Here is a 13,481-nt window from a genome sequence, read left to right on the forward strand (position 1 = left end):
CATGGAAAAAACCCGCTATGTGTCAGGTCGCTGCAGGAATGGAGATTTCCCGCTATTTACCTGCGGAAGTAAAAAACAAACGCTGATTTGAAGGTGACGCCTGCATGCTTTTTGCAGGCGTTACATTTAAAAAACGGCTTGAACTTGCCCTGCACATATCTGTGTAACAAGAACAGCCGGAAATCTTGAAAATGAACGATAGCCGGATATTTGCCCTGATCGTTTAAATGGCAGCTATTTCAATATTCCGGCAATTATGGAAATTTAATCAGATCGCCACATCAGACAATTCGTTATGTATATTAAAGTTTTAGGATCAGCAGCCGGCGGTGGCTTTCCGCAATGGAATTGCAATTATTATCTGAGCCGCAATGCACGCAACCATCAATCCGGTTTCTTAGCCCGCACCCAATCAAGCATCATTGCCTCGACCGATAAAAAACAATGGGTGCTCTTCAATGCCTCGCCGGATCTGCGTCAGCAAATCAATTCAACGCCGGAACTTTTTCCCGACCCGAATGGACTGTTGCGTTCAACCCCGATTTCGGCAGTTGTTCTCACCAATGCCGATATTGACCATATTGCAGGCCTCCTGACCATGCGCGAGAGACAGCCCTTTGTCATCTACGCTACCGAACGTGTGATTCATGTGCTTGAAAACAATCCGGTATTTAACATTCTTGATCCGGCAATTGTTAAAAAAATACCCTTGTCTGTCAATAAGTTGACAAAGATTTGTAATGTAGAAAATGAACCGACAGGCATACAAATCAAGGCCTTTCCCGTTCCCGGAAAAATTGCTCTTTTTCTTGAAGACAAGAAGAAAAAAAATTTCGGATCCGAAGATGAAGACACGATCGGCATCAGAATTTTTGACAAAAAGAACAACCGTTCGGTTTCCTATATTCCAGGCTGCGCCAAGGTGACCGCGTTTGTCAAAAGTCAGGTCGAAAATAGTGATTGTCTGTTTTTTGACGGTACGCTGTTTTGTGATGATGAAATGATAAAAGCCGGTCTTGGCCCTAAAACCGGACAGCGCATGGGGCATATGTCAATATCAGGTGAAGATGGCGCCATTGAAGCCTGGCGCAACACGGCAATTCCTGAAAAAATATTTATCCATATCAATAATAGTAATCCGGTTCTTGACGATCATTCGGCTGAACGTCAAAAAGTCGAACAATCGGGCTGGAAAGTTGCATTTGACGGAATGGAGTTAAACTTTGACTGATTATCATAATATAGCGCGTAACGGCCTTACACCTGACGAGCTTGAAAAAATACTGCGCCAGATAGGCAAAGAACGCTATCACATCAATCACCCCCATCATAAAATGATGATGGCTGGCAAAATGACAAAATTGCAGCTTCAGGCCTGGGCATTGAACCGCTATTGTTATCAGGCGGCCATTCCGCGAAAAGATGCGGCAATTCTGATGAATTCCACAGATCCGGTTTTTCGCGCCGAATGGCGTCGCCGGATTACCGATCATGATGGCACAAACGGGTTGGATGGCGGCGTTGCGCGCTGGTTAAAACTCGCAACCGGTCTGGGACTTGATGAAGAAGTTGTCAAAAGCGAAAGACAAGCCCTTTGGTCAACGCGTTTTGCCGTTGAAGCCTATGTCAATTTCTGTCGCCAGAGACCGCTTCTTGAAGGTGTTGCCTCTTCATTGACGGAATTGTTTTCACCGACAATCATCGCCGAGCGTGTTCCGGGTATTTTGGCAAAATATCCTTATGTGAGCGAAGAAACATTGGCCTATTTCAAGCCGCGATTGACGCAGGCTCCGAAAGATTCAAGTTTTTCATTGGCCTATGTCCGTGAACACGCAAATACGCCGGAAAAACAACAGGCTGTCATAGATGCATTGATATTTAAAACCGGCGTTCTCTGGTCAATGCTTGATGCGTTGGATTACGCTTACGGGGAAGCCGGCCGTATTCCGCCCGGTGCATTCCGCGGAACCTCGAACGAATGATGACGGACCGGTTGACAAAACATAGAAAAATTCTGAGCGACGAAAGTCGCCCCGAATTGTTCCATCACGTGAGAATCCAATATGAGCCGGTGAGAAAGGCTTATGCGCTGCTTTCACCGGAAAAAGTATTTTGGCCGAATGATATAGGACTTGATATATTGCGGCTTTGTGACGGAACAAAAACTGCACGCGAAATTGCTCTTTCTTTATCCGAAACCTATGACGCTCCGGTTCACGAAATCATTGATGATGTTTACTCCTTTTTACAAGATTGGGCCGACCAACTTGTCGTGAAAATATGACTGTAGAAATTTTTCCTCCCATCAGTATGCTGGCGGAACTCACTTATAGATGTCCGCTTCAATGCCCCTATTGTTCCAATCCTCTGGAACTCATGAAAGCCGATCAGGAACAGGATAAAAACTTTTGGGAAAAGCTTTTTAAAGAAGCCGCAAAACTTGGCGTGTTACAAGCACATCTTTCCGGTGGCGAACCGACATTGCGTAAAGATCTTGTAGAAATTGTTGCAGCCGTTCACGACAGTGCAATCTATTCCAACCTGATTACCGCCGGTGTTGCCTTGCCCGAAAGAACATTGGAAGCTTTGAAAGAGGCAGGCCTCGATCACGTTCAATTGTCGTTACAGGGGACAACTCCGCAAACAACCGAATTGATAGGTCACTATAAAGGCGCGTTCGGGAAGAAAATTGCAACGGCAAAACTTGTCCGTAAACTGGGGCTTCCACTCACTTTGAATGCACCGATCCATCGGTATAATATTGACGAGCTTGACGCCTATTTCGAGCTTGCCCTTGAACTTGATGCCGAACGCATTGAAATCGCCAATGTTCAATATTCCGGCTGGGCATTACTCAATCGCAACGCTTTGATGCCCAAGCGTGAAAACTTTGAAAAACAGATGGAAAAGGTCGAAAAATATCGCGAAAAGCTACGGGGTATCATCAATATCGACTATGTTATTCCCGATTATTTTGCCGATTACCCCAAACCATGTATGGGCGGATGGGCACGCGATGCTTTTGTCGTCATTCCCGACGGCACAGTTCTACCCTGTCACGCTGCAAAAACCATTAAAACATTACATTTTGACAAGTTCGGTGAAAAAACGCTTTCCGAAATCTGGCACAATTCGAGTGCATTCAATGCATTTCGTGGCTTTGACTGGATGCCGGAGCCATGCCGTTCCTGCAAAAGGCGCGATATAGATTTTGGTGGCTGTCGTTGTCAGGCTTTGGCACTGGTTGGAGATGCATCGGCCACGGATCCGGCTTGCATCAAGTCACCATTTCACCAGAAAATCAAACAGTTGGGAGAGCAAGCAAGCCATGCCAATGCGCCGCTTCAATACCGCCGCATAGGTCTCTTTCAATAATCATAATCAATATTATCCGGATTTACCAAATCCCGTCGTGAAAGGCATTCGCCATAGCTTTCCATTCTTTTCTTTGTAAACGAAAAACAGTTTACAAACAGATAGTTAAAGCTTTTTCTTGAACGTCTATCAAGGATGGAAATTGTTCGCTTCTCTACGAATATCATTCATCACAAATTCAAGAGCCGGTGAAACCTTGCTTTCCGTTCGCATTGTCATTCCCACCGGCCCCAAAGTTTCCGATGTATCAACCGGCAAAGCCACCAAAGAGCCTGCACGAATATCTTCGAGAACTACCCCTTCCGAAATTACCCATATTGTATCGCTCGAACGCGTGTAAGAGCGACCAAAAGCAGTCGAAACAGTTTCTGCAACAATATTGAGACGAGGCATATCGGAAATCAGCAATAGTTTTTCCACTGCCGGACGAATAATCGATTGTTGGGTTGGCAGAATGAAATCGAATTGCCCCATCGCTGCAATATCGAAATTGGCCCTCTTCAGAAGCGGATGTTCGGGTCGTACTGCAAAACAGATTTTTTCCGAATAAAGATGCTCGAAATGCAATCCGATCATTTCTGATGGTTCGCCCATGCGGCCTATGACAATATCAACCCGTCCTTCGCGTAACTGATTAATCAAATAATTATTCGGCCCTGTTACGATAACGGGTCTACCCCCTATTTTACGAGCAATATAACGTTGTATCGCTTTTGGTAACAGTCGCGCTGATACAGTCGGCAATGCGCCGATATGAAGCGGCTTTGCTTCCGGCGAGTGGGTCTCTTCAATTTCTTCCACGCCCAAACGCAATGCCAACATAGAATTTTCTATATGCGTCAAAAAGCGCTTGCCAACCGGTGTCAGACGGAGTGTTCTATGACTACGGTCGAACAATTGGGTGTTAAGAATGGTTTCCAGTTCCCGAATGGTTTTAGAAACGCCGGGTTGCGTAATCGCCAATACGTCAGCAGCAGCATTTATGCTTTTCTGCCTCGCAACTTCCTGGAATGTCTTTAAGTGACGAAGTCTGATTTGTTGGAAAGCTATCATTTATATAACCTATTAGTTATAGTAGAAGCATAATTTATCATTTTACATAAACTGTCAATTCTTTTAGAGTATCCATAGGAGAGGATGATATGAAATTTTGTTTGGCAAATAATATAGCGGTAAATTATTCCATAAGGGGGGCTGACAAAAATCGACACATCGTCTTTATCAATTCTCTGGGCACAGATCTGCGCATTTGGGATGATGTTGTTAGCGATCTTTCAAGGGATTACCGGTGTCTTTGTTATGATAAGCGCGGGCATGGGCTTTCCGGTGGTGAAGAGGAAGCCTATTCGATTGATCTTTTGACCGAGGATTTGTCTCGACTGCTCGATGCCGTTTCATGGAAAGACGACATTATACTTGTGGGACTATCTGTCGGAGGGCTTATCGCACAAAATTTTGCTTATCATCATCCGGAAAAAGTTGCCGGACTTGTATTGATGGACACGGCTGCAAAAATTGGCGATGACAAATCATGGAACGAGCGGATAGCCATTATTCGTGAACGGGGAATTCCTGCTGTCGGCAAAAATATCATGACGCGCTGGCTAACACATGATTTCAAGCAGAAGAGACCTGATGCTTATGCATGTTACCGCAATATGCTGGAACGGACCAGTTCCAAAGCCTACTGCGCCACCTGTTTTGCATTGCGTGATAGTGATCTCACATCACAGACCGCTCAACTGAAGGTGCCAACATTGGCCATTGTCGGAGAGAATGACCTGTCGACACCACCGCAATTGGTCAAACAGACGGCTGATCTCATTACCAATGCCGATTATCAAACCATTGCTGCTTGCGGACATCTGCCATGTATAGAGCAGCCGGAGCTTACAATAAAGGCATTGAGAAGTTTTATTTCGGAGAAATTGCATGGCTGAAAATGGAAAAAACGAGCGTTATGAAAAAGGTATGCTTACGCGCCGACAGGTGCTTGGGGATTCCTATGTTGACAGGGCTGTAGCCAATACAACGCCGTTTGATACCGATTTTCAGACATTCATAACCGAGGGCGCATGGGGCAGTTTATGGTCCCGCCCACACTTCAGCAAACGGGAACGTTCGATTGTGACATTGGCTTTATTGGCAGCATTGGGCCACGAGGAAGAATTTGCCATGCATGTCAATGCCACGCAAAACACCGGTGCTACCGCTCAGGACATCCTTGAAGCGTTAATGCATGTAGCGGTTTATGCCGGCGTTCCCAGTGCCAATAGCGCAATCAAGATAGCCAAGAGGGAATTACAGAAACTTGGTGTTCAGAAATAGTTGAAATGACAGGAGGAGGAAAAAATGAATGGACGTTTTATCCAACGCGATAGAAATTGGCATCCACCGGCATATACACCTCAATACAAAACCAGTGTTTTACGGTCACCGCGCAATGCGTTGCTTTCTTTGGGGCCGACAATCTCGGAAATGACCGGCCCGGTTTTTGGCCACGATATACTTGGCGAGCTGGATAATGATCTTATCCGCAATTATGCCAAGACAGGCTCGCCGATCGGCCAGCGCATTGTGGTTTACGGGCGTGTTCTTGATGAAAATGGCAACGGGGTTCCGGGTACTTTACTTGAATTCTGGCAAGCCAATGCCGGCGGCCGTTACAGGCACAAAAAAGAAACCTATCTTGCCGAAATTGACCCGAATTTTGGTGGATGCGGACGCACAATTACTGATGAAAACGGCTTTTACATGTTCCGCACGATCAAGCCGGGTGCATATCCGTGGCCAAACGGTGTGAATGATTGGCGTCCTGCTCATATCCATTTTTCGTTATTCGGTCATGCATTTGCCCAGCGTTTGATTACCCAAATGTATTTTGAAGGTGATCCGATGATCTGGCAGTGCCCGATTGTCAAAACGATTCCCGATCCGGAAGCAATCGGCCGGCTGATCGCCAAACTCGATCGCAATGCAACAATACCGATGGATGCTTTGGCTTATAAGTTCGACATTGTGCTTCGCGGGCGTCGTTCGACAATGTTTGAAAATCGTATGGAGGGCAATTAATATGGTTCAGGAACTTCATTATCTTAAAGAATCTCCTTCGCAAACCGTTGGCCCCTACATCCATATCGGTGCAACACCCAATTATGTCGGCATTCATGGTGTCTATCCCCATGATCTCGGTTCGACAATGTTGACAGATGAAACAAAAGGCGAGCGCATCATTCTTGAAGGACAGGTTTTTGACGGCGGTGGCGAGCCGATTAAAGATGCTTTGGTCGAAATCTGGCAGGCCGATGCCAACGGGCTTTACAATTCTGTCAACGAGACGCGAGGCAAAGCCGACCCGACTTTCACCGGATGGGGACGACAGCCGGCATCGGCCGATAAAGCCTTTTTCCGGTTTGAAACAATTCGGCCGGGTGTTACCCCCTACCCCGATGGACGCAAACAGGCTCCCCATATAACGGTCTGGGTTGGTGCACGGGGTATCAATATCGGCCTTCATACGCGGGCGTATTTTTCCGATATGGAGGAGTTGAACAAACAGGACCCGCTCCTCAACCGGATTGATTCTGAAAAGCGTCGCAATACATTGATCGCAAAAAAGTCCAAACGCGATAATGTCACAGTCTTCACCTTCAATATTATCGTTCAAGGTGAAAATGAAACTGTCTTTCTGGACATGTGAAGCAAGTTTCAAAATTTGCCATTGCAGATTTAACAATCCGCAATGGCATAACGACAATACGCAAATTTTATGAACGATGTTTCTCGCCTGGCAATACCCGGAGAGCGCAAAACGAAATCAGTCTGAAAACGGGAGAGCGGAATGATAAAGTATCTGGACGGCGCTACAAGGTTGCATTTTATTATTGGCGACCCTATCGCGCAAGTGCGATCACCGGAGGGAATTTCCAAATCATTACAGGATAAAGGCATAAATGCTATTTGTGTGCCAGCTCATATTGCAAGCAAGGATCTGGATACATTTTTCAAAGCCTGTCGCATTATGCAAAACCTTGATAGCATAATTGTCACTATACCTCATAAAATTCCGTCTGCATCCTATTGTGACAAATTAAGCCCCCGTTCGGAATTTCTCGGTGCTGTCAACGTTATCAAGGTAACGGAAAATGGCTATGAAGGTGATATGCTTGACGGCCTTGGTTATGTTTTGGCGCTCAAGGAAAAAGGGTGCACGCTGGAAGGCAAACGCGCTTTGTTATGCGGGTTGGGTGGCGCCGGTAGCGCTATTGCTCATGCGCTTACCACCAACGGAATAGGCGAACTCGCCGTATTTGATCTCGATCAGAACAGACAATCTAAAATGATTGATCGTCTTAACTCGCTCGGGAAATGTAAGGTTATAGCAGGCACCAGAGATCTTGAAGGGTTCGATATTGCCATCAATGCCACACCGACCGGCATGAAAGAAACCGACCCGCTTCCCTTTGCGGTCGACAATTTTTCCGATGGGCTTTGGGCTGGAGATGTCATCACAAAACCCGTTGAAACGGCCTGGATCAAATATGCAAAAAGCCGCGGCTCCAATGTCGTTGTGGGACTTGATATGTTCAACAAGGTCAAAGATCTGCTGATAGAATTTCTCGTGACGCGCGCCGATTAAGCGTGAACATATTTTTCAATTTTACGGAATCAACATGGCTCACACATTTTCACTTGCTTTTCTGACTGTCGGTAATATTTCGCCGATCGAAACAATAAAAATTGCTTCACGGCTCGGATATACTTCTGTCGGATTGAGAATGCTGCCGGCAGCTCCAACCGAAGCCGCCTATCCTCTGTTAACCGACAAACAGCTTTTGAAAGATACAGTCTCGGCACTTGAAGACTATAATATCAAAGTCGGTGACGTGGAAATTGTTCGCCTTCAGGATAAAACCGATGTTGCGAGTTTCAAACCTTTTATCGAAAATGCGCATGCGCTTGCCGCCAAGCACGTTCTAGTTGCCGCTGACGATTTTGATCGCAACCGTTTGTGCGATAATTTTCTTCAGTTTTGCGAGCTGGCCGGCACCGCCAATCTGACCGCCGATCTTGAATTCATGCCATGGACGGCAGTCAAATCAATAAAAGAAGCGCGGGCAATCATTGAAAAGATAAAATCGCCAAACGCTGGCATTCTCATAGATGCGCTGCATTTTGACCGTAGTGACTCGACACTGGAAGACATTGAAAATTTGCCTTCATCATTCCTTCATTATGTTCAGCTTTGTGACGGCCCGATACCTTATAAGCACGATGATGCCGGTCTTATTGCCGTCGCACGGGGTGCGCGATTAATGCCTGGCAGCGGCAATATAGATCTTGTTTCACTTGTAAAAGCCATTCCCGAAGATTTGCCGATCAGCCTTGAAGTTCCCAATCTCGATATTCTTGAAAAACAAGGTCCCGAAGCCTGTGCGAGACTGGCTATAGAAGGAGCCAAAAGGGTTCTCGATCAGGCCGGAAGGGGCTGGTCATTACGTGAATGACTAAATCCGGTTCGACGCTGCCGTTATCCTTAAAAGGGAAAAACAATGAACAACGCCATAAAGCTAGCTATCATGGGCGCCGGAGTTATCGGCAAACGTCATATGGATATTATTGGCAAGGAGCCGAACGTCGATGTTTGTGCAATTATCGATCCGTCCGATGACGCGCGCGTTTATGCAAATAGTGTCGGCGTACCCTGGTTTGATAATCTCTCGTCCATGCTAGCAAATATGGTGCCTGATGGCATTATCATTGCAACACCAAACCAATATCACGTTTCAAACGCTCTTGAGGCTGTTAACGCAAAAATACCGATTTTGCTTGAAAAGCCGATAGCAGACCATGTCGAAGATGCAATGAAGCTGGTTGAAGCAGCAGAAAACAACCATGTTCCCCTCCTTATAGGCCATCACCGTCGCCATAATCCCTTGCTGCAAAAAGCTAAAGAAATAATTACGTCCGGCAAGCTCGGAAATATTCTGGCTGTCCATTGCATGTTTTGGGTCATGAAGCCGGATGATTATTTCGCTACGCCCTGGAGACGGGCAAAAGGCGCTGGTCCCGTCGTCGTCAATATGATCCACGATATTGACTGTCTTCGTTATTTGTTCGGAGAGGTTGATAGCGTTCAGGCCGTTACCACCAGCAAGATACGCAACTTTGAAAATGAAGAAAATTGCGGTGCTATTTTGCAGTTTAAAAGCGGAATTATTGCAACTTTGTCAATCTCGGATTCTATCACCGCACCTTGGAGTTGGGATATGAGCGCGCAAGAAAATGCGGCTTTCCCGCAATATCCGGAAAATGCCTATTTCATCGGCGGTACTCATGGCTGTCTGGCTTTACCAAGTCTGGAATATTGGACCTATAACGGAGAACGTAGCTGGCTTAATGAACTCGCTCGTAATCGTTTTGAATATCAGCGCATTGATCCTTTTATTGTCCAGTTACGAAACTTCCGTGATGTTATCGCCAATGTTGCCGTCCCTCTTGTGAGCGGACGTGAAGGTCTGGAGACTTTGCGAGCAACTCTCGCGGTCAAAGAAGCGGCCTTAACAGCTAAAACCATTTATCTGAATTGAAGTTGCAGGATTTTCATTGTGCCTAACGATCCTTCAGTCGAATACAACAAACCTTCTGATCTGACTTGTGACCTGCTTGTCATTGGATCCGGTGCGGGCGGGCTTTCCACCGCAGTAACCGCTGCTGCAAAAGGTCTCGACGTCATTGTAGCCGAAAAAGAACCTGAAATCGGCGGCACCACCGCATATTCAGGCGGGTGGTTATGGATTCCTCATGCGCCTCAGGTGATTAAAGACGGCATAACGGAAGACGAGGAAGCACCAAAACGTTACCTCCGCAGTATAGTCGGCAATCGTTATAATGAAAAATTAATCAACCGGTATCTCGAAACTGCGCCGGAGATGCTCGACTTCTTTGAGAGAAAGACTGCGGTATCATTTAATCCGGGAAGTGCAGTACCTGATTTTCACGGTCATTTGAAAGACGCTGCAAAAGGTGGCCGTTCGGTTGTTGCGGCTCCTTACAACGGACGCGAACTCGGTTCTCTCATCAACAAACTCGCCAAACCAATTCCCGAAACAACCTTGTTGGGCATGGGAATAGCAGCCGGCGCCGACATGCGGGCATTTTTGACTGTTTTTCGCTCTTTCGCGGCTTTTCGTTACGTCACAAAACGCCTGTTACGTCATATTGCCGATATTTGCCGATACGGACGTTCCATGCAAATCGTCAATGGCAACGCACTGGTTGCCCGATTGCTCAAATCTTGCGACATCCATCATGTCCGGTTGCTAACGGAATATGCCGCGCAATCATTAATAAAAAACAATCAATCCGTTGAAGGTGCAATTTTTCACCATAATGGACAGTTAAAAACCATTAAAGCCCGATATGGTGTTGTATTGGCAACGGGAGGATTTCCTCACGATCCATTAAGGCAAGCGGCATTATTTCCTCATGTCGCCCACGGCACTCCGCACCACTCGGCTGCCCCTTTAAGCAATACCGGTGAAGGCCTGAATATCGCAGAACAGGCCGGTGGTATTGTGGACAGAACACAATTTTCTGCCGGTGCATGGGCGCCAGTCTCGCTCGTACCGCGAAAAGATGGAACTGTCGGACGTTTTCCGCATCTTGTCGAGCGCGGCAAACCGGGAATTATTTCCGTCCGTGAAAATGGAAAACGCTTTGTTTACGAAGACGGTCCCTATTACGATTTTATAGCCGCGCTTATCGAGGCAACTCCACACAACGAACCTGTCAAAGCTTGGCTCATAGCCGATCATCACTTTGTGCGCCGCTATGGATTGGGGGCTGTCAAACCATTTCCCGTACCTTTAACAAAATGGTTACGTAACGGGTATCTCAAACGTGCAAATTCGCTCAACGAACTCGCAAAACTTTGCGGCATCGACGCTATCGGACTGGAACAGACAGTCAGTCGCTACAACGAAGACGCGGTTCGTGGTGAAGATAACGAGTTTCATCGTGGTTCAACGGCTTATCAACGTGCACAAGGCGACCCCGATCACAAACCCAATCCATGCATAGCGCCACTCTGCAAGGCTCCGTTCTATGCAGTTGAAATCGTACCTGGAAGTCTTGGCACTTTTGCCGGGCTCATCTGTGATGAGGATGGCCGCGTTCTTGATGCGCATGAAGAACCTATCCAAGGTCTTTTCGCTGCCGGTAACGATATGAACAGTATTTTCGGCGGCACCTATCCGAGTGGTGGCATTACTTTAGGGCCGGCTATGACTTTCGGTTATATCATCGGGAAAAATGCCGCAGAACAACATCAAAAAAATAGTTTCCGTGGAGATTAAACATGCTCGATCACTCTCTTCCCGAAACCCGAAACGCAACGCCACCACAGACCGTCGATATTCTGGTTTTTGGCGCTGGCGCTGCCGGAATGACGGCCGCGCTCATAGCAAAACTGGAAGGGCTCGACGTGCTTTTATGCGAGAAAACCGGTCAGGTAGGCGGCATTACAGCCACGTCCGGTGGTACCACCTGGGTACCGGGAACCCGTTTGAGCGTCGAGGCAGGCGTTCCTGACCATGTAGAAGATGCACGGAAATTTTTAGATCACGTCGTCGGCAATCGCGGCGGAAATGCCCAACGGGAAGCATTTTTAAAGTCCGGCCCGGCAGCTATTGACGAATTGACAAAAAAAACCGATGTCAGGTTTGTCGCTGCAAAAGCACACCCTGACTATATAGAGGCCGAAGGCGGTGCTTTTGGTGGACGGGCACTATCACCAACGGCATTTGACGGACGCCTTCTCGGTAAAGATTTCAAGCGTATTCGACCGCCAAGGTCGGTCTTCATGGGGCTTGGCGGAATGATGGTCGGACGCGACGAATTATTGAAAATCCTGAACCGGTTTTCGAGCCTGAATAATTTCATCACGACAATGAAAATCGTATTACGTTATTTTAAAGATCGTCTTTCCTATGCGCGTGGCACGCGCATTCTGATGGGCAACGCTTTGGTTGGCCAACTGTTTTATAGTTTGAAAAAGAATAATGTGAATATCGAATTCGACACACCATTGACAAAACTCATAATAGACAACGGAAAGATCATTGGTGCGGAAGTCGATAGCCCTTCGGGAAAACGAAAAATCTTTGCCCGAAAAGGTGTTGTTTTGGCAACAGGAGGAATTGCGTGGAACCGGCATCTGCGTGACTTGCTTTATCCGGAAGGAACAAAAGAGAATTGCCTTGCTCCCCGAAGCAACACCGGTGACGGTGTTCATTCGGCCATGGATATAGGGGCAAAACTTAATGCATCCGGAGATAGTCCGGCGCTATGGATGCCCTGCTCTTTTTATCAAGATGTAAATGGGGAGTTGCTCGTATGGCCGCACATCATTCTTGATAGAGCAAAGCCCGGCCTTCTTGCCGTCAACAGGGATGGCGAAAGATTTGTTAATGAATCCAACAGTTATCACGACTTCTGCATGGGAGCGATAAAAAGCAGCGGGCAAGTTCCCTCTATTCCGGCATTCCTCATTGTTGATGATGACTTCATTCATAAATATGGTCTTGGCCTTGTCTTACCAAATGGTGTTGGTCTTAATGCATATTTGAAAAAGGGCTACATTAAAAAAGCGGATGATTTGGCAAGTCTGGCTAAAAAACTCGGTATTAATGCCGACAATTTGCAAAAAACCGTGGCACGATACAATAAATTTGCAGAAACCGGCAATGATGCGGATTTCGGGCGTGGAACAAGCACAATGAACCGTTTCAACGGCGATGCCGCATATTCCCCCAATCCCTGTATGGGCACAATTGGAAAAGCACCTTTTTACGCGGTCGAGGTCCGGCCATTTGATCTCGCCAGTTCCGCCGGCCTTGATTGCGACGAATATGGCCGCGTCATTGACGACCATAATAACGTGATTGATGGACTTTTTGCATGTGGTAACGATGCGAGTTCGATATTCAGGGGGACCTATCCGGGTCCCGGAACAACAATAGGTCCGGCAATCGTTTTCGGTTGGCGGATTGCAAAATATATTGCCGGAAAACTACCTTCATCAATGACTTAAAAAGAAAGGTTTA

Annotated in this window: 14 protein-coding genes; 13 read left to right on the plus strand and 1 reads right to left on the minus strand. The window is 46.8% G+C overall.

Features of this window, described 5'->3' with window-relative positions; all coding sequences use genetic code 11:
• Positions 1-295 precede the first annotated feature (295 nt).
• The 4 genes from pqqB to pqqE are packed head-to-tail and all read left to right on the plus strand — an operon-like array spanning position 296 to position 3,375.
• A complete protein-coding gene (pqqB, locus tag H3S94_RS08490; protein ID WP_198240774.1) occupies positions 296-1,231 on the plus strand; it encodes a pyrroloquinoline quinone biosynthesis protein PqqB in 936 nt (311 codons plus the stop codon).
• On the plus strand, positions 1,224-1,982 hold the full coding sequence (gene pqqC / locus H3S94_RS08495; protein WP_149866650.1) for a pyrroloquinoline-quinone synthase PqqC: 759 nt from the start codon (positions 1,224-1,226) through the stop codon (positions 1,980-1,982). The genes pqqB and pqqC overlap by 8 nt, the downstream gene beginning before the upstream one ends.
• Positions 1,979-2,284 carry a pyrroloquinoline quinone biosynthesis peptide chaperone PqqD gene (pqqD, locus tag H3S94_RS08500; protein WP_225868089.1) on the plus strand — a complete coding sequence of 102 codons (306 nt, stop codon included), beginning with the start codon at positions 1,979-1,981 and terminating at the stop codon, positions 2,282-2,284. The genes pqqC and pqqD overlap by 4 nt, the downstream gene beginning before the upstream one ends.
• Positions 2,281-3,375 carry a pyrroloquinoline quinone biosynthesis protein PqqE gene (gene pqqE, locus H3S94_RS08505; protein ID WP_077992571.1) on the plus strand — a complete coding sequence of 365 codons (1,095 nt, stop codon included), beginning with the start codon at positions 2,281-2,283 and terminating at the stop codon, positions 3,373-3,375. The genes pqqD and pqqE overlap by 4 nt, the downstream gene beginning before the upstream one ends.
• Before the next feature lie 129 nt (positions 3,376-3,504).
• Here pqqE and pcaQ read toward each other — a convergent pair whose 3' ends face one another.
• A complete protein-coding gene (gene pcaQ / locus H3S94_RS08510; protein ID WP_077992572.1) occupies positions 3,505-4,428 on the minus strand; it encodes a pca operon transcription factor PcaQ in 924 nt (307 codons plus the stop codon).
• Between the two features lie 89 nt (positions 4,429-4,517).
• Here pcaQ and pcaD point away from each other — a divergent pair, with 89 nt between their 5' ends.
• The 9 genes from pcaD (at position 4,518) to H3S94_RS08555 (ending at position 13,468) form a co-directional block, all read left to right on the plus strand.
• Positions 4,518-5,315, plus strand: a complete 798-nt coding sequence (pcaD, locus tag H3S94_RS08515; RefSeq protein ID WP_198240775.1) for a 3-oxoadipate enol-lactonase — start codon at positions 4,518-4,520, stop codon at positions 5,313-5,315.
• A complete protein-coding gene (gene pcaC / locus H3S94_RS08520; protein WP_077992575.1) occupies positions 5,308-5,703 on the plus strand; it encodes a 4-carboxymuconolactone decarboxylase in 396 nt (131 codons plus the stop codon). The genes pcaD and pcaC overlap by 8 nt, the downstream gene beginning before the upstream one ends.
• Before the next feature lie 24 nt (positions 5,704-5,727).
• Positions 5,728-6,447, plus strand: coding sequence for a protocatechuate 3,4-dioxygenase subunit beta (pcaH, locus tag H3S94_RS08525; protein WP_077992577.1), 720 nt, complete (start codon positions 5,728-5,730; stop codon positions 6,445-6,447).
• Position 6,448: 1 nt separating this feature from the next.
• Entirely contained in the window at positions 6,449-7,075 is a 627-nt protein-coding gene (pcaG, locus tag H3S94_RS08530; protein WP_077992579.1) for a protocatechuate 3,4-dioxygenase subunit alpha, read from the plus strand.
• Between the two features lie 141 nt (positions 7,076-7,216).
• Complete coding sequence (locus tag H3S94_RS08535) at positions 7,217-8,014, plus strand: shikimate dehydrogenase (RefSeq protein ID WP_077992581.1); 798 nt, start codon at positions 7,217-7,219, stop codon at positions 8,012-8,014.
• A 34-nt stretch (positions 8,015-8,048) separates the two neighbouring features.
• Positions 8,049-8,882, plus strand: a complete 834-nt coding sequence (locus H3S94_RS08540; RefSeq protein ID WP_198240776.1) for a sugar phosphate isomerase/epimerase — start codon at positions 8,049-8,051, stop codon at positions 8,880-8,882.
• Between the two features lie 45 nt (positions 8,883-8,927).
• A complete protein-coding gene (locus H3S94_RS08545) occupies positions 8,928-9,965 on the plus strand; it encodes a Gfo/Idh/MocA family protein (RefSeq protein ID WP_198240777.1) in 1,038 nt (345 codons plus the stop codon).
• An 18-nt stretch (positions 9,966-9,983) separates the two neighbouring features.
• Entirely contained in the window at positions 9,984-11,732 is a 1,749-nt protein-coding gene (locus H3S94_RS08550; protein WP_198240778.1) for an FAD-dependent oxidoreductase, read from the plus strand.
• A 2-nt stretch (positions 11,733-11,734) separates the two neighbouring features.
• Positions 11,735-13,468: an FAD-binding protein gene (locus H3S94_RS08555; RefSeq protein ID WP_198240779.1), complete on the plus strand. Its 1,734-nt coding sequence runs from the start codon at positions 11,735-11,737 to the stop codon at positions 13,466-13,468.
• Positions 13,469-13,481 lie beyond the last annotated feature (13 nt).

It is taken from the genome of Bartonella sp. B10834G3 (genome assembly GCF_016102505.1).
Taxonomy (GTDB): domain Bacteria; phylum Pseudomonadota; class Alphaproteobacteria; order Rhizobiales; family Rhizobiaceae; genus Bartonella; species Bartonella choladocola.

Coding starts and splice junctions, on each gene's coding strand:
- pcaQ (WP_077992572.1), bottom strand. CDS start 4,428: ATGATAGCTTTCCAACAAATCAGACTTCGTCACTTAAAGACATTCCAG.
- pcaC (WP_077992575.1), top strand. CDS start 5,308: ATGGCTGAAAATGGAAAAAACGAGCGTTATGAAAAAGGTATGCTTACG.
- pqqE (WP_077992571.1), top strand. CDS start 2,281: ATGACTGTAGAAATTTTTCCTCCCATCAGTATGCTGGCGGAACTCACT.
- H3S94_RS08535 (WP_077992581.1), top strand. CDS start 7,217: ATGATAAAGTATCTGGACGGCGCTACAAGGTTGCATTTTATTATTGGC.
- pqqB (WP_198240774.1), top strand. CDS start 296: ATGTATATTAAAGTTTTAGGATCAGCAGCCGGCGGTGGCTTTCCGCAA.
- H3S94_RS08555 (WP_198240779.1), top strand. CDS start 11,735: ATGCTCGATCACTCTCTTCCCGAAACCCGAAACGCAACGCCACCACAG.
- pqqD (WP_225868089.1), top strand. CDS start 1,979: ATGATGACGGACCGGTTGACAAAACATAGAAAAATTCTGAGCGACGAA.
- H3S94_RS08540 (WP_198240776.1), top strand. CDS start 8,049: ATGGCTCACACATTTTCACTTGCTTTTCTGACTGTCGGTAATATTTCG.
- pcaD (WP_198240775.1), top strand. CDS start 4,518: ATGAAATTTTGTTTGGCAAATAATATAGCGGTAAATTATTCCATAAGG.
- pcaH (WP_077992577.1), top strand. CDS start 5,728: ATGAATGGACGTTTTATCCAACGCGATAGAAATTGGCATCCACCGGCA.
- H3S94_RS08545 (WP_198240777.1), top strand. CDS start 8,928: ATGAACAACGCCATAAAGCTAGCTATCATGGGCGCCGGAGTTATCGGC.
- pcaG (WP_077992579.1), top strand. CDS start 6,449: ATGGTTCAGGAACTTCATTATCTTAAAGAATCTCCTTCGCAAACCGTT.